The sequence below is a fragment of the Vibrio sp. WZ-1 genome (assembly GCF_052037695.1).
Lineage (GTDB): Bacteria > Pseudomonadota > Gammaproteobacteria > Enterobacterales > Vibrionaceae > Vibrio.
The window spans coordinates 1-15700 of record NZ_JBQEQR010000055.1; the positions used below are offsets into that span (position 1 = coordinate 1).

At 46.5% G+C, this 15700-nt stretch carries 15 protein-coding genes and 1 riboswitch; of the genes, 10 read left to right on the forward strand and 5 right to left on the reverse strand.

All coding sequences use genetic code 11. The annotated features are described in order from the left end of the window. On the forward strand, positions 1-185 hold a 185-nt coding region (locus ACTS60_RS04920; RefSeq protein ID WP_440887351.1), incomplete at its 5' end, for a hypothetical protein. Between the two features lie 378 nt (positions 186-563). Here the strand turns inward: ACTS60_RS04920 and ACTS60_RS04925 are convergent. Continuing rightward, positions 564-1088, reverse strand: coding sequence for a DUF3087 domain-containing protein (locus tag ACTS60_RS04925; protein ID WP_440887352.1), 525 nt, complete (start codon positions 1086-1088; stop codon positions 564-566). A 158-nt stretch (positions 1089-1246) separates the two neighbouring features. Between ACTS60_RS04925 and trmY the strand changes: the two genes are divergently transcribed. Continuing rightward, complete coding sequence (trmY, locus tag ACTS60_RS04930; protein ID WP_005374282.1) at positions 1247-1846, forward strand: tRNA (pseudouridine(54)-N(1))-methyltransferase TrmY; 600 nt, start codon at positions 1247-1249, stop codon at positions 1844-1846. Positions 1847-1924: 78 nt separating this feature from the next. Here the strand turns inward: trmY and ACTS60_RS04935 are convergent, their stop codons facing one another. Both ACTS60_RS04935 and ACTS60_RS04940 read right to left on the reverse strand, forming a co-directional pair. After that, positions 1925-3268 (reverse strand): TldD/PmbA family protein, encoded by a 1344-nt coding sequence (locus ACTS60_RS04935; RefSeq protein WP_440887353.1) that lies wholly within the window; start codon positions 3266-3268, stop codon positions 1925-1927. Beyond that, positions 3268-4653 (reverse strand): TldD/PmbA family protein, encoded by a 1386-nt coding sequence (locus ACTS60_RS04940; protein ID WP_440887354.1) that lies wholly within the window; start codon positions 4651-4653, stop codon positions 3268-3270. Before ACTS60_RS04940 ends, ACTS60_RS04935 begins: the two co-directional genes overlap by 1 nt. A gap of 481 nt (positions 4654-5134) precedes the next feature. Then, positions 5135-5245: riboswitch (TPP riboswitch) on the forward strand. A gap of 108 nt (positions 5246-5353) precedes the next feature. Here ACTS60_RS04940 and thiD point away from each other — a divergent pair. The 8 genes from thiD to ACTS60_RS04980 all read left to right on the forward strand — a co-directional run bounded on the left by thiD (position 5354) and on the right by ACTS60_RS04980 (position 11878). Beyond that, the gene (gene thiD / locus ACTS60_RS04945; RefSeq protein WP_440887355.1) at positions 5354-6223 is read left to right on the forward strand and encodes a bifunctional hydroxymethylpyrimidine kinase/phosphomethylpyrimidine kinase; all 870 of its coding nucleotides are present in this window, start codon (positions 5354-5356) and stop codon (positions 6221-6223) included. Next, positions 6213-6968, forward strand: coding sequence for an ABC transporter ATP-binding protein (locus ACTS60_RS04950; protein ID WP_017189900.1), 756 nt, complete (start codon positions 6213-6215; stop codon positions 6966-6968). Before thiD ends, ACTS60_RS04950 begins: the two co-directional genes overlap by 11 nt. Next, entirely contained in the window at positions 6961-7761 is an 801-nt protein-coding gene (locus tag ACTS60_RS04955) for an ABC transporter permease (RefSeq protein WP_050918773.1), read from the forward strand. Before ACTS60_RS04950 ends, ACTS60_RS04955 begins: the two co-directional genes overlap by 8 nt. A 46-nt stretch (positions 7762-7807) precedes the next feature. Further along, a complete protein-coding gene (locus ACTS60_RS04960; protein ID WP_440887356.1) occupies positions 7808-8758 on the forward strand; it encodes an ABC transporter substrate-binding protein in 951 nt (316 codons plus the stop codon). Positions 8759-8812: 54 nt separating this feature from the next. After that, complete coding sequence (gene tenA / locus ACTS60_RS04965) at positions 8813-9481, forward strand: thiaminase II (protein ID WP_440887357.1); 669 nt, start codon at positions 8813-8815, stop codon at positions 9479-9481. A gap of 12 nt (positions 9482-9493) precedes the next feature. Continuing rightward, a complete protein-coding gene (gene thiM / locus ACTS60_RS04970) occupies positions 9494-10285 on the forward strand; it encodes a hydroxyethylthiazole kinase (RefSeq protein ID WP_440887358.1) in 792 nt (263 codons plus the stop codon). Positions 10286-10347: 62 nt separating this feature from the next. Then, positions 10348-10962: a thiamine phosphate synthase gene (gene thiE / locus ACTS60_RS04975; protein ID WP_440887359.1), complete on the forward strand. Its 615-nt coding sequence runs from the start codon at positions 10348-10350 to the stop codon at positions 10960-10962. Positions 10963-11152: 190 nt separating this feature from the next. Beyond that, entirely contained in the window at positions 11153-11878 is a 726-nt protein-coding gene (locus ACTS60_RS04980; protein WP_440887360.1) for a phosphatase PAP2 family protein, read from the forward strand. Positions 11879-11945: 67 nt separating this feature from the next. Here the strand turns inward: ACTS60_RS04980 and ACTS60_RS04985 are convergent, their stop codons facing one another. Then, positions 11946-14393, reverse strand: coding sequence for a molybdopterin guanine dinucleotide-containing S/N-oxide reductase (locus ACTS60_RS04985; RefSeq protein ID WP_440887361.1), 2448 nt, complete (start codon positions 14391-14393; stop codon positions 11946-11948). A gap of 23 nt (positions 14394-14416) precedes the next feature. Then, positions 14417-15511 carry a NapC/NirT family cytochrome c gene (locus ACTS60_RS04990; RefSeq protein WP_440887362.1) on the reverse strand — a complete coding sequence of 365 codons (1095 nt, stop codon included), beginning with the start codon at positions 15509-15511 and terminating at the stop codon, positions 14417-14419. Between the last annotated feature and the right edge of the window lie 189 nt (positions 15512-15700).

Genomic DNA, 15700 nt, shown 5'->3' on the forward strand with positions numbered 1-15700 from the left:
TGCCGCCAGCGTTCAATCTGAGCCATGATCAAACTCTTCAATTTAAGATTTTGTTCGGCTCAATGAATACTGACTTCAAAACTACTAATGTAATTTTAAAGCTATTATCGTTCCAACAGAACGATAATGAATTGACTGTGCTGAATCTTTCGATTCAATGGTCACTTCGTTTCATTGAAACCTAATTTGATACCGCTTTCCGTTAAAAAAGAAATATCTAATTGGATTATCACCAACGAGTGCCCACACAGATTGATAGGTCTATATTGTTAAAGAGCTTGCTTCGTAAGCTTTGCTATCGAAGCGGAGGCGTATTCTAAGGAATTAATTCTTAGTGTCAAACACTTTTTTAAATTAATTTTTAGAAGCTTTTCTTTCGCCTCATTGCCAACCGCTTTTGCGTTTCCGCTTTGCCCTGACAACGGAGGCGCATTATAGGGAGATGATTTTTCTTGGCAACCCTTTTTTAGAAAAAAACTTAAAAAAAAGCGTTGAGTGATGAAATCTCACTCAAACGCTTATTTTTAGCACTTAGTTGTTAACTGCAAGTAGCAAATAGGCAATCAATATGTGTCTATCCAAGATTCTTCAAAGCTCGCGATATCCAGACCCAGTGACTTCGTCGCTTCGATTCGCTCAATTGCCTCTAATTCTTTATTTACACTGCTCATCGTTAATGTGTTGTTGTCTAACTCAAACACCTGACTTTGAGTCATATAGTAGAACTTAAGTATCGTCAGCGCTTTTACGTCGTGCTCAGCAGAAGCGGCTTTAATGCTTTTCAGTTTGCGAAAGATCTTGTTGTGCAGTTGCTTGAGTTTCCAGACATACAACACTTCTTCCATATAAAGGCGTGTTTTGAATTGGTTCAACAAAGACAGTGAAGTAGCTAAGGCAAGTACAACACCAATTAAGTTCCAATGAAAGTTCCCCGTCGACTGTTCAGGTACTACATCTGTATTACCGAACAAAACGATCAATAGCGTACTAAAAGCAAGAGAAGAGATAGCAAGCAAGGCAACAAAGCCACCAATCACTAAGTTGACCTTCTTTCTATAGACTTGTTTGTTTATTTTTTTGATTTCCATATACCGCTCCTAACAGGTTGCCTCTATTCTAACCAGCACACTCCGCACGACAATCGAAGCTTTGTAAGTAAGTTCACATTTGCTATTAAACTCGCATCCCTTCCCTGCTTGGGTATATACTTCCGCGCATTCACTCTTCTTATATAGAGGCTAAATTCATGCGCTCTTTTGTTTTACGAGCTCGCGCGGCGCCAACCACCAGCAAAGCACTGTTAGAAGGTGTTGGTAATGAAGCGCATACAGAGATTCTTGCTCATACTATGATGAACACTATGTTCGTTGCTCAATCACACCGTGAAGATGTGGTTGTTCACTTGGTTTTAGAAAGCACAAAAGATTTCTCACGCACCATTACTATTCGCTCCAACGACATCACCAACATTGGCGGTTTCCATGAGTCAACCTTGATTGCAGCAGTGGCTCGCGCTTTGGATGCTTCGGTTGGTATGGGCAAAGAGCAACTTCGTGAAGTCGAACCTGGAATCACCGTTCGTACAGTCAGCTTTGAACGCCTAGTGCAAGAACTGGCAGAAGATCACCAACTATATATGTTGGATAAAAAAGGCGAATTTGTTCGTGATGCAGAAATCGGTGGAAACCCATGTTTCTTGCTAACTGACCATATTCCGATGCCGAAGAAGTCTTTTAACAGCTTAAAGCGCCTTGGCACAGAGAAGATCAGCCTAGGTCCTAAGATGCTTTTCGCTTCTCAGTGTGTGGTATTGATCCACAATGAGTTGGACATCCGTGAATTTTAATTCTCGCGAGTTAATCATTCCATAAAAGAAAGAGGACTCCATTGAGTCCTCTTTTTTGTTTCTATAGGAATGCTAAGTTTACTTACCGCCAATGCTCAAACGAGCAAAGCGAACGTCTGGCGAGAAGAAAGTTCGGCTATCGTTAATCAGCTGAGTATCACCTACTGCCTCAACTTCTTGCAGCATCTTGTAGAAGTTACCCGCTACAGTGATACCACGTACTGGTTGAATGCGCTCACCATCACGGCACAAGAAACCACTCGCACCAAATGAGAAATCACCACTCACTGCATCCGCGCCAGAATGGACACCTTGAAGTTCGACTAACTCTAGGTACTCACCCGCTTTTACTTCTGACGCACTGCTGTTACCTGTCGCAATCACTTTGTGATTCGCTGATACGTCTAGGCTCGATTTTGCACCGCGAGCGGCACTTGCTGTCGAGACTGCGCCCAAATAACTTGCGGTCTGGCTGTTGTGTAGCAAGGTTTTCAACTCACCATTAGCAATCATCACATTATCTTGAGTAGCGAAGCCTTCACTATCAAAACTCGCGATTGCCATACCATTTAGCATGTAAGCCGTATCAGTAAAGGTAATCAAATCACTCGCAACACGTTGACCAAGCTTGTCACCCAGTGGCGTAATGCCTTTCATCGCGCTTACGCCAGAGAAAGCACTGCCAAAAGCACCGAATAAACTTGCTAGCGCATTAATGTGGAAAATAGCAGGGTAGTTACCTGTCGCAACCGGTGCGCCTTCAAGAAGATCACGAGCAAGGTTGTAGCCACCTTCGATACAGTAAGCTGGATTCAACTCATCAAAACGGCGACCCAGTGACATTCTCCCCGCCATTGACTGTTTGCCGTCTTTTTCAAACAAGGTATACGCGTAACAAGTGAACGAGCGCTCGAAGTGTTGACACAATGTGCCTTGAGTATTGGCAATGATCAGCTGTGTTTCGCCATCGCTGTAACCATTGTAAGGTGCGCTAGAAGCGTGAGGCAAAGCCACTACGCCTTGCTCAAGAGCGAGAGACAGTTCGATTTTTTCGTCAACAGAAGTTGTATCTTCTTGCGCAATCTCAGCAACATCAGTCGCGATTTGGCTGTTCACGCAGTTAATAGTCTGATGTTCATCTTGCTTGGAAAAGCGAGCGCTTTGCAGTGCGTTGGTCAACATCAAATCTAAGCTTGGTTGCTCTAGCGACTCAGAATAGCTTGTTGCAACGCGCGCATCTTTCACAACACGAACACCCAGAACTTGGCTTGAGCTTACTTTGTACTCATCCAGCTTTCCTTGGTTCGCTTTCAAAGAAAAGCTACTGTTGCGGTTTACAATGACGTCCGCTTCTGCACCTTGGCGTTTTGCTTCTGATAGGACGTAATCAACCGCATTAAGAAGTTGTTGTTCTTGGCTCATTAGTTACCGCCTCCTACCAGAATGTTATCGACTTTCAACGTTGGCTGACCGACTGTTGTTGGCACTGAACCACTCACGGAACCACACATGCCCGGCGCAAGCGCCATGTCCTTACCAACCATGCTGATTTCTTTCAACACTTTTGGCCCCGTGCTGATCAGCGTTGCTGTTTTCAGAGGCTTGGTGATTTTGCCATTTTCAATGAGATAAGCTTCACGAACAGCAAAGTTAAACTCACCCGTACCCGGTTGAACCGAGCCACCGCCCATCTTCTTCGCATAGATACCACGCTCGATGCCTGCCAGCATGTCATCAAGTGAATGCTCGCCTTCTTCGATAAAGGTGTTACGCATACGCGAGGTTGGTGCGAACTTGTAGTTTTGACGACGACCAGAACCAGTAGGTTCGTAACCTGTCTTCATGCCACCCATTTTATCGACCATAAAGCTGGTTAGCTTACCGTCTTTGATCAATTGAGTGCGCTGAGTCTTCATGCCTTCGTCATCAACATGAATCGAGCCCCATTCGTTGGTCATGGTGCCATCATCGACTGCATTCACTGCGGTGTGAGCAACCATTTCGCCCATCTTGTCGTGGAATACTGAAGCTTTCTTCGCAACCGAAGTGGTTTCTAGCAAGTGGCCACACGCCTCATGGAAGATTACTCCGCCAAAGCCGTTACCAATTACCACTGGCATTTCACCCGATGGACAAGCATCCGCGCCAAGTTTTACTAGCGCTTGCTGCGCGATAGTTTGACCTAGCTCTTTCGCATCAAGTTGTTCACTGAACTCCCAACCAGCAAGTGCACCAGGGCCTTCCATACCAGAAGATTGCTCATTACCTTTTTGCGCGACAGTATTACCAGCAACACGAATATAGTGGCGAGTATCGTCTACGTGTAAACCCTCTGAGTTGAAGATAGACACTTGTTGTTCACGCTGAAGCACGCTGCCGATGAACTGGCTGATATGTTCACTCTCTGCACGTGCTGCTTGGTCAACTTGCAATAGGAAAGCAATTTTAGAATCTAGGTTCGCGTCTTTGCCAAGTGGCATACGACAACCATGTTGAATTGGGTAGCGGTTCAGATTGAGAGAACCAACTGATGCGATTTGCTCACGCTTGTCTTTTGCAGCAAGCAGTGATGTTACGCGTTTTAGTTCGGTTTCATCGGTGCTGTTGGTGTAACCGTAAAGCACTTTATGACCGAAGAAGAGACGAATACCGATACCAAAATCGATACCCGAGTTAACCTTATCCACCTCACCAGATGCGATCTGGACAGTGTTGGTTTGATGATGTTCAACGAATAGCTCAGCGAAATCAGCCCCTAAAAAGAGGGCATGATCGATCACCGCTTTCGCTGTTACAGAATTAAGCATGAAATCTCCTTGCTCGTTGATCGTCCTAGCCTTCCCCATCTTTGAGTTAGACCCTGTTTATTAAAATCATGACCTAAATCGGATGACTCAAAGACATATTGGCAACGCGTTAAATGTTAACACTTTTTTAACCTTGTTTTGTACTAATCCTTGCTAAATCAAAGAACGATCCGTTACGTATTATGTCGATATATCACTATTAGATAGTGTCTTGGACTGCCAGTTTCAATGCAGCACGTCATTTACACTAAATTCTGCCACCACATTGTTGTTGGATTCACAAAGTAATTAGGGTTCCAGCTAGACAACAAGCGAAAGAGTCCCATGAGCATAGTTAGCCTATGTGATTGGGCAAGTAAGCGCAGTTAACAACGCTGGAGCTCTAATTACGAAGAGAATCCAGTTCTCATATTTAAATGATGACTCTCTCTTATTATGAAAAAACACGTGCACCGTAACTGAGTGAACTGCTATTATCTTGACGAAATAGTCGGGGGGCCCTTGCAGTTTATGCATCGGCTGAGATCGAAATTCGAGACCCGTTGAACCTGATTCAGTTAGCACTGACGTAGGGAACTATCATCACTTTGCTACTAGCCTGCTTGAGTTTTATCGTCGCAGCTAGCCTCAATGGATCCGATCACCGATCTTTCCTTGCGATGGCCAAGTCAGTTCCTATACGTCTGTAATAGGAGCGACCATGGCGCAGCAGTCAAGCCAAGAAAAACCATCAACACAACCAAAAACAACTTCATCAAACACACCCATTGTGTTGACGATCGCAGGTTCTGATAGCGGTGGCGGCGCAGGCATTCAAGCCGACATAAAAGCGATGTCCGCAACCGGCAGTTTTGCTTGTTCGGTGATTACCGCAATCACTTCGCAAAATACCCAAGGCGTTTCTGCGATTTTCCCCATTCCTCTCGACCATGTAGAGAGCCAACTCGATTCGGTATTTACCGACCTCAACATCGTTGCAGTCAAAGTGGGCATGTTAGCCGACTCCAACATCATCAAAGTCGTTGCCAACAAAATTAAACAATACCAGCCAAAACACCTCGTGATTGACCCTGTCATGGTGGCCACCAGCGGCGATCTATTACTGGAACAGTCGGCAATCAGCACTTTAAAAGAAGAATTGATTCCGCTCGCAGACATCATTACCCCTAACCTACCTGAAGGTGCTGCATTGACAGGTAAACCAGTTCCTCAATCAGAGTCTGAAATGAACGATATGATTGCTGACTTGCGCGCATTAGGGGCAAAAGCGGTGCTGTTAAAAGGCGGTCATCTGGAAAAGGACGAAAACAGCAACGATCTACTGATCATGCCAGACAGCTCTGAACTGATTAGCGCTAAACGCTTTCCAACCAAAAACACCCATGGCACAGGCTGCACACTGTCTTCTGCTATCGCGTCTTACCTTGGTCAAGGCAACAACCTGCACAAAGCGGTGCACCTAGGTAAGCAGTACATCAGCCAAGCTATCGCACACGCTGACGAATTGGATGTCGGTAAAGGTCATGGTCCTGTGAACCATTTTTTTGCAGGTCACACGCATGTGCGCTAATGCACTCGGCATTCAGCTTACCGAAGCAAGTCTGCAATACAAAGACAGCCAAACACCAACATTAGCAGGGTTGAGTATGACCATCCCTGCTAATCAATGGACGGTGTTACTTGGTCGCAGTGGTTGCGGAAAAACGACGATCCTTCGTTATCTAGCTGGGTTGTTAGACGACAAAGTCGAATGGCATGGCGAGTTAACCACCACGGATGGCATCACCTTACACAAGCGTATTGCCTACATGGCGCAGCAAGACTTGTTGCTGCCGTGGTTAAATGTGTTAGACAACGTCTGCCTAAGTTCTCGATTTTCTCAAGACCAAGCACCAGAACAAAATAAACAACGTGCACTGACTTTACTCAGCCAAGTGGGACTCGCCGATTACGCGGATGCTAAGCCAGCTCAGCTCTCTGGCGGCATGAGACAACGTGTTGCCCTTGCTCGCACTCTGATGCAAGACAAGCCTCTAGTTCTGATGGATGAGCCTTTCTCTGCGTTGGATGCGGTTACTCGCCATAAGTTGCAAACCTTATCTGCCGAATTATTGAAAGATAAGACGGTTGTTCTGATTACCCACGACCCACAAGAAGCGGTGCGATTGGCTCACCAACTCTATGTACTGCAAGGCACACCTGCACAAGCTCAGCACTTGGTTGTTCCGGATTCCAAGCCGCCACGAGTTCTCGATGGAGAGTGCGCGGCGCTACAACAAGCGATTTTGGATCAATTGGAGAAAGACTATGAGTGATATGACTCAGTACAACTCCGTTTCGGCACGTATTAGTAAAAAAGAACGCGTGACCCATCCAGCTCTGCGCTTAGTTATCAGCACAGCGGTGATCTTGGGATTGTGGCAGTTGGTTGTTGTGGTATTCGATATGCCAAGCTTCATCTTACCTTCACCAATTGAAGTGCTGGATAGATTAGTCACTCGTTACGATGTCTTGCTTAAACATACTTGGGTTACCGCGCAAGAAATCTTACTTGGTTTGGCGCTTGGATTATCGATGGGTTTGCTGTTCGCATTGCAAATGCTGATGTTTGAGCCACTGAAGCGTTGGTTACTGCCTATTCTGATTGCTAGCCAAGCGATCCCTGTGTTCGCCATCGCGCCAGTGCTCATGCTTTGGCTCGGTTACGGCATTGCATCGAAAGTAGTCATGGCAGCGATCATCATCTTTTTCCCCGTCACGACATGTTGCTACGACGGCTTACGCAATACACCAACAGGTTACCTCGATCTTGCCAAGACCATGGGCGCGTCTAAATGGCAGCTACTTCGTCATATTCAATTGCCAGCCGCACTACCAACTTTAGCCTCAGGTATTCGTGTTGCCGTCGTTATTGCGCCAATTGGAGCAGTGGTCGGTGAGTGGGTAGGTTCAAGTGAAGGCTTGGGTTACCTGATGCTCCAAGCTAACGCTCGCATGATCATTGATGAGATGTTTGCGGCGCTGTTTATCCTCGCCGTGCTGTCTATCGCACTCTACTTCATCACCGATAAATTATTGAAAAAAGCCATCCCTTGGGAAAGCAAGTAATTGCCGAAAATAACCAAAGGAAATTGGGAAAGAAAGGAAAAGCCCCGTGAATAAAAAAAAACTTATGAGCGCTGCTGCTCTACTCGCTTCAGTGGTATCAACCAACGTCCTTGCCGCTGAAAAAGAGATGACACTGATGTTGGATTGGTTCGTCAATCCAAACCATGGTCCTATCGTGATTGCCAAAGAGCGCGGTTACTTCAAAGAACAAGGTTTGAAGGTCAACATTCAAGAGCCTGCAGATCCAAGCACACCACCTAAGTTGGTCGCTGCTGGCAAGGTCGACATGGCGATTTCATACCAACCGAGCCTAACTATCGATGTCGCAGCTGGTTTGCCACTAATCCGCTCTGCGACTTTGATTGCTACGCCACTCAACACGCTGATGGTGTTGGACAACGGTAAGAATGAAAACCTTGGCGACTTGAAAGGCAAGAAGATAGGTATTGCGATCGCAGGCAACGAAGAAGCGACAATCGGCACCATGCTAGCTCAAGAGAACGTGAAGTTTTCTGACGTACAAATCATTAACGTAGGTTGGGCACTGTCTTCGTCTCTTGCGTCTGGCAAGGTGGATGCGATTTGGGGCGGTCTACGTAACTTCGAAACCAACCAACTTGCATTAGAAGGTTATAAAGCTAAGGCCTTCTTCCCTGAAGAACACGGCGTGCCAGCGTATGACGAGTTAGTCTTCGTAGCCAATGCAAAAACCTACGACAAAGAAGCCATCAAGGCATTCAACAAAGCGCTAGAGCAAGCAACCACTTACATCGTTAACCATCCAAAAGAGTCGTGGAAAGAGTTCGTGGCTTATTCACCAGACACCCTCAACAACGAGCTTAACCAACGCGCTTGGAGTGACACGCTAACACGTTTCGCTCTTCGTCCATCTGCAGTAGATCTGAAACGCTACGATGATTATGCCGAATTCATGTATTCACAAAACATCATCGAAACACTGCCAAAAGCGAAAGACTACGTACCGAGCTTTGACTAATTCTACTGACCTTAGGATCTAAGCCTAGGGTCTTTTGATAACGAGATACCCATAATGAAATACCAAGATTTGATCGACGCTTGCCGCCTAGATTGGCAAGAATACACTGAGCATGCTTTCGTGCAGCAATTGGCACAAGGCACTCTGGCTCAGCCTTGTTTTCTGCATTACCTAAAACAGGATTTTCTTTTCCTAAAGCAGTACGCCCGAGCTTACGCATTAGCGATCTACAAAGCGCGTACTTTGGATGACATGCGCCGGGCGCTCCCAAGCGTACATGCATTGCTCGATTCTGAAATCGCCCACCACGTGACTTACTGTGAGCAATGGGGACTGACAGAATCCGACCTAGAAAACGAGCCAGAAGATTTCGGCACTGTGGCTTACACCCGCTACGTATTGGATGCTGGCATGACGGGCGATCTTGTTGATCTTTACGCAGCACTTGCTCCTTGCTCTATCGGTTATGCCGTTATCGGTAAGATGCTGATTGAAGATGAAAAGACAGTACTCGAAGGCAATCCATACGCAAGTTGGATCAACCTCTACGGTGGTGAAGTGTTCCAATCTGGTGTCGCAAAAGGGGCAGAACACTTTAACCAGTTATTGGCGGAAATCGATATCAACAGCCAACGCGGTCAAAACCTGATTCAGGTATTCAAAACCGCAACGCGTATGGAAGTGGCATTCTGGCAACAAGGTCTGAACGCTCAGCAAGATTAATCGGAGAGTCTCATGTTAATTGAACAAATCACCCAAGCATTAACCGCAGTACGCCAGCAAAAGCCATTAGTCGTCAACATCACTAACTACGTGGTGATGAATAACACAGCAAACGCACTATTAGCGATCGGCGCTTCTCCAATCATGGCGCACTCCAAACAAGAGATGGCAGAGATGATGTCGTTCGCTGGCGCACTGGTTATCAACATCGGTACCCTAGACAGCGTTTGGACACCGCGTATGAGCTATGCCGTAGAGCAAGCCAATGCCAATGGTAAAATCGTTGTACTCGACCCTGTCGGTTGTGGAGCAAGCTCACTGCGTACCGAGACATCACGTGAGATCGCACGCCTTGCAAACAAGTTGATCATTCGTGGTAACGCTTCAGAAATCATTGCTCTCGCTGGCGAGCAAGCACAAAGCAAAGGCGTCGATGCACTAGACAGCAGCGACGCAGCACTTGGCGCAGCAAACTTCTTAGTCTCAGAGTATGGTGCGAGCGTAGTGATTTCTGGCGAGACTGATTACATCGTCACGAAAGGGCAAACCGTGCAGCTAAACAACGGTCACGAGATGATGCTATACGTAACCGGAATGGGTTGTACACTAACGGCTCTGACAGGCGCTTTTGCTGCTGTTGGTGATAACACCGGACTTGCTGCAGCGGCGGTACTGGGCGTTGTTGGCGAGATTGCAGCGGAACAAGCTCGCGGTCCAGGTAGCCTGCAAATGAACCTGTTGGATGAGCTTTACCAGTTGAATGAAGAAACGCTGGCCAAACGCCTAAAACTGCAAGTGAGCTAAGCTTTTCTCTATCAAATACCGGCCTCTCATTCCATCTAGATGAGAGGTCCAAAGGAAACAGAATGAACGCCTATCGTTTATATTTGGTCACCGATGACCAACAAGATTTAACCACACTAAAACGTGTCGTGAGAAAAGCCGTGGAAGGTGGCGTGACCATGGTACAAGTCCGCGAAAAACACGGCGATGTGCGTGCATTTATCGAACGTGCTCAAGCTGTCAAAGACATCCTTAAAGATACCGATGTGCCTTTGATCATCAATGACCGCGTAGATGTTGCACTGGCAGTTGATGCTGATGGGGTTCACCTCGGGCAATCAGATATGCCAGCAACCGTTGCTCGTGAGTTGATTGGACCAAACAAAATTCTCGGCTTATCCATCGAGAATGAACAGCAGCTCGCAGAAGCGGACTCTCTGCCAATTGATTACATCGGTTTGAGTGCGATATTCGCGACGCCAACCAAAACCAACACCAAAAAACACTGGGGTATTGACGGTTTGAAGATGGCGTTAGGGACCACTTCGTTACCGATTGTTGCCATTGGCGGCATTAACGAGAGTAACATCCCGCAGCTCAGTATTACAGGTGTTCACGGCTTGGCTTTGGTTTCAGCAATTTGCCATGCTGAAGACCCAAAAACAGCATCGGAATATCTGTTGGGTTTGATGAGTTAGAGACTCAGCCCATAGAAAAATAAAGCGCTTACGGATGAGTGCATTTGCATTTTAACACTTCTTAATACCAACCATCAGCGATGGGTCACATCAATACCAGTTTCACATTCGAATTGACACAGCGTTGATAAGTTTTTCACATCAATTGTCGTAAGATAGCCGCCTATTATCGACTGCTATATAACATTCTATGAAAACAAAAAAATATGGTTTGATGATGCTCGCCTTGTTCATTTTTGGCATCATCCCGCTTTCTCTGTTTGCCTCGTATCACGATCTTACTTCTCACGTTTCTGATGGCACTGGCATTTTCATTACGCTACTAACAGATTCGGCAGGTAGTAAAGGCTTTTTAATTACCTTGACGTTGTTGGTGTTGTCCCTTTATCGCTTTAAACCATCTCGCACCGACTTGATGCCAAAGCTTGCTATGTTGGGATTATTGTTGGTGATTGGTTTTGCCAGCAAAACAGGCTTAAAGCTGATGACAGAAAGCCCACGTCCTTACACAGAACTATTAGCAGCTGAGCAGTTAGTTGAAACTCCAGAAGCGTTTTATCAACTAGAAGCAACCCAGCAAGCCGACATGATCGGACAGATTTCAGAACAAGTCAGCGAATGGCGCACTCGCCACTGGCAAGGTGAAACGGATTACTCTTTCCCATCAGGCCATACGATTTTCGTTTCAATCTGTTTAGCCTTCTTCGGTGGGTTATTTTTACAGAATAAGTGCTATTTTTCTGCTGCAACTTTGTGGGTGTGGGCAATGGGCGTAGCATACAGCCGTTTGTGGCTCGGCATGCACAGAATTGAGGATTTGATCGGTTCAGTGGTGTTTGTCGCTGTAGTATTTACATTGCTGCCCACATTTCAAATTACTAAAAAAGCGCCTTTTGTTAGCTTAGCGACCAAGTAAAAGTCTTAAAAATAGATAAAAAAGAAGCCAGCAACTTGCTGGCTTCTTTCATTTTAGACATTGGGTTTTAAGCGTTCTTAGGCGGTGTAAATGCCGTTAGTTCTAGGATTGGCCCTTCGTATTTCTCGATACGAACCAACGCAGAGTTTGCCGCGCAGCCGTTCGAAAGACGAGAAGTTGGAATGTCTAACGTTAGAACATTACAACCACCATTTTTACAAATGCCTGTTTTAGGATCCAGATCTGGCCAACCACCTTCGTGGATACATACTGAGCCTTGCTTGATACCATCAGTCACCAATGCACCAACCAGAACTTGACCACGGCCATTAAAAGCACGAACAAGATCACCAGTCTTAATGCCACGCGCTTTTGCGTCTTCTGGGTGGATAGAAATCGGCTCACGGTCTGCAATCGCGTACTCTTCACGAATCTTCGCGTAGTTGAACTGGCTGTGCAAACGATGCGCCGCGTGCGCCGTCATTAACTGAAGCTCACCATTCGTTGCATTACCCGTGTACTCTGTTGGCTCCATCCATGTTGGGTGTGGAGGACAATCTTCCAGTTGGTAACCCTCGATAGTACGCGAGAAGATTTCGAACTTACCACTTGGTGTACCTAGCGGGTTCATGATTGGATTCTCACGGAACTCGGCATAACGAACAAACTGAGCGTTCTTCTCGTTCCACTTCATTTCGATCAACTGGTTATCTTCCCAGAATTTGCTGAAGTTTGGCATTGCGATACGCTGCGCACGGCCACCTTGTTGCGCGACTTTGTAGAAGCCGAACAACCACTCCATTTCTGTCTTGCCTTCGGTGTAAACGTCACGACCGCCAGGAGCAAGCAGCTCTGACATATCCGCAAAGACATCGAAGTCGTTACGCGCTTCACCTTGAGGCTCAACCACTTGTTTCATTGGCACTAGGTGTTGGTTACTGTAGTCACCTGTCATGGTCATATCGTTACGCTCGAACGAAGTGGTGATAGGCAGAACAATATCCGCATGCTTCGCTGCCGCTGTCCAGTATGGTTCAGAGATAACAATAAGCTCAGGTTTTTGCCACGCGTTGATCAAACGGTTGGTATCTTGGTGGTGAGTAAAGTTCGCACCGCCTGCCCACCAAATCATCTTGATCTCAGGGAACGTTAACTCATGACCATTATGGTGGTAGCTCATACCTGGGTTTTCTAGTGCTTCAACAATACGTGCCACTGGGAACGCGTTAACAGAACCAGAAACCGCCCAGTCGTTACCAGCAGAAGAACCGCCACCTAGTGATGCTGAAATCGCAGGAAGCACACCCGCATCACGTGCAGGGTTACCACCGTTTGAGTAATGGTAAGAGAAACCAAAACCACCACCCGGAAGACCAATTTGACCCAGCATAGTTGCTAGCGTCACCAACATCCAGTGACGTTGCTCACCGTATTGCTGACGCTGCATACCCCAGCCCGCCATCAGCATTGTGCGGTTTTTGCTGAAGATGTCAGCAAGCAGCTCAAGTTGCTTAACTGGCACACCACAAATATTAGATGCCCACTCTGCAGACTTCTCAACGCCGTCTTCTTTACCCATTAGGTAAGCTTCGAATACGTCGTAACCTGTGGTGTATTTCGCTAGGAATTCTTTGTCGTGTTTACCTTGCTTCACAAGCGTATGCGCGATACCCATCATCATCGCCACATCCGTCATAGGGTGCGGAGCGATCCACTGTGCGTTGTCGCCGAAGAACTCAATAGTCTCCGAGCGCATCGGGTCGATAGCGATAACCGTCTTACCCGACTTCTTAAGCTGATGGAAGAATTCAAGACCCGCACAGTCTGTTGAGCTCCAAGCGATTTTTAGTGTGTTGATTGGGTTAAGACCCCAAAGCACCACAACGTCACTGTGCTCAAGAACCACAGGGTAAGTCGTTTGCTGTTCATAAACTTCGATAGAGCCCACTACGTGCGGCATGATTACCTGTGCAGCGCCCGTAGAGTAGTCACCAAGGTGGCCCGAATAACCGCCAGCCATACTCATGTAACGTTGTAAAAGCGTTTGTGCTTTGTGCAGTACGCCACTTGAGCGCCAACCGTAAGAACCTGCGAATACAGACTCAGCACCGTGCTCTTTACGAATTCGCATGTGTTGTTCGTGAATCAGTTTGTAAACCTCATCCCAAGAGACGCGAACGAATTCGTCACTACCACGCACACCCTCAGGTGCTGATGGATTCGCTAAGAAGCCTTTACGAACCATTGGGTATTTAACACGAGCCTTAGTATGAACTTGGTCAGGGCCTGTCGTTTGTAGGCTATTCGGTACCGTTTGTGGCAATGCGTTCGTGGTTGAAACCAGCTTACCGTCTTTCACTTCACATAGCATTGGGCCCATGCGACCCGCTGTTAGTACACCTGAACCACGCTTATCAGAAGCAAGTGCGCTCATTGGCGTCAATGAAGTGAAAGCCAGAGCACCAGCAGTTAGACCAGTGCCTTTTAGAAATCCGCGACGAGTTAAATTAGTCATAATCTTATCCTTCTATTTCTCTATTAGTGACCAACCACATCTTTCGCGTGGTGCTGGAAGAACTTAGTCAAAATTTCTAGGTTTTCAGCTGAAATATCAGTGCGATCACCCATACTCTTCGCTACAGGACCCCATGCGTTCACAGTAAAGTGATTTGAAGGAATTTTCGCGTGACAAGTTGCACAGTAAACGTTGTCCAACTCTTCTGCGTATGACCAAACCGGTTCTAGCGTATCAACCACTGGAGAATCAATCGTTGCCGTTAGAGAAACAGGACGCCACTCGTTGCCGTACACGTCTGCTTTAAACTCGCCAGCTTCAACTGCTTGTTGGCCTTGTTCAGATAGTGTCGCAACAATCGCGCGTTGACCTTCACCCATGTAAAGCACTTGCTCTGCGCCTTTCATTTGGAATGCGTTAATCTTAACCGTGCGGTTTTCACCTTCCGCTTTCACAACGTCCAGCTTGGTTGTTGGGTTCACCGTACCAAAGTCGCCCATGCTGATAGACGTCACTGGGTAAACCACTTTCGCATCGGCTGCTGTTTTGGTTGTGAAGCTCATGAGTGTTTCAAACGCTTTGCTATCAAGTTCCGCTTCTGGAGCGAAGTGCGCTACGCCTTTGTGACAATCGATACACGTTTGGTCATTCGCTTTGCCGTATGCGTGCATCTTCGCCGCATCACGTGATTGTTCGAACTCTTCCATCGCATCGAAATCGTGACAAGAGCGACAGGTTGCCGAATCATTTTCACGGAACTGCTCCCAAACCATCTCTGCAAGTTCAGACCGGTGTGCTTCGTACTTCTCAGGAGTGTCGATCTTGCCAGTGACAAACTCATGGTAAATGTCTTTTGAAGCTCGGATCTTAGTGATCAAATAATCCATTGGCTCTTTCGGAATGTGACAGTCCGAACATTCTGCACGAATACCTTTAGCGTTACTGAAATGCACTGAGCCTTGGTACTCTTTGTAAGGGATTTCCATAGAGTGACAAGAGAGACAGAACTCAGTGTCCGATGTGTAATGCATCACTGCTGCGGTACCACCTAGTGTTAGCCAGCCCACACCAACCCCTGCAGCAACCAGCAAAGCGATATATCTTTTTTTAATCGACATAATTAGAAACAAACTCTCACATTTAGTAATTTATTTTCGTAATTTACCTCTTTAGTAGTACGGATTATTGATCCACATCATGCGTGTATTACAACTTATGTCTCAGGCATGAAATTCTGTAATTTTCGTTCTGTATTCGACTTTATCAAAATCTTATTTCGCTCCAAAAGCATTCGTCAGACAAATAGA

Excerpts from the sequence above, each read along its gene's own strand:
- ACTS60_RS04925 (WP_440887352.1), bottom strand. The coding sequence starts at position 1,088 with ATGGAAATCAAAAAAATAAACAAACAAGTCTATAGAAAGAAGGTCAAC.
- trmY (WP_005374282.1), top strand. The coding sequence starts at position 1,247 with ATGCGCTCTTTTGTTTTACGAGCTCGCGCGGCGCCAACCACCAGCAAA.
- ACTS60_RS04935 (WP_440887353.1), bottom strand. The coding sequence starts at position 3,268 with ATGAGCCAAGAACAACAACTTCTTAATGCGGTTGATTACGTCCTATCA.
- ACTS60_RS04940 (WP_440887354.1), bottom strand. The coding sequence starts at position 4,653 with ATGCTTAATTCTGTAACAGCGAAAGCGGTGATCGATCATGCCCTCTTT.
- thiD (WP_440887355.1), top strand. The coding sequence starts at position 5,354 with ATGGCGCAGCAGTCAAGCCAAGAAAAACCATCAACACAACCAAAAACA.
- ACTS60_RS04950 (WP_017189900.1), top strand. The coding sequence starts at position 6,213 with ATGTGCGCTAATGCACTCGGCATTCAGCTTACCGAAGCAAGTCTGCAA.
- ACTS60_RS04955 (WP_050918773.1), top strand. The coding sequence starts at position 6,961 with ATGAGTGATATGACTCAGTACAACTCCGTTTCGGCACGTATTAGTAAA.
- tenA (WP_440887357.1), top strand. The coding sequence starts at position 8,813 with ATGAAATACCAAGATTTGATCGACGCTTGCCGCCTAGATTGGCAAGAA.
- thiM (WP_440887358.1), top strand. The coding sequence starts at position 9,494 with ATGTTAATTGAACAAATCACCCAAGCATTAACCGCAGTACGCCAGCAA.
- thiE (WP_440887359.1), top strand. The coding sequence starts at position 10,348 with ATGAACGCCTATCGTTTATATTTGGTCACCGATGACCAACAAGATTTA.
- ACTS60_RS04980 (WP_440887360.1), top strand. The coding sequence starts at position 11,153 with ATGAAAACAAAAAAATATGGTTTGATGATGCTCGCCTTGTTCATTTTT.
- ACTS60_RS04985 (WP_440887361.1), bottom strand. The coding sequence starts at position 14,393 with ATGACTAATTTAACTCGTCGCGGATTTCTAAAAGGCACTGGTCTAACT.
- ACTS60_RS04990 (WP_440887362.1), bottom strand. The coding sequence starts at position 15,511 with ATGTCGATTAAAAAAAGATATATCGCTTTGCTGGTTGCTGCAGGGGTT.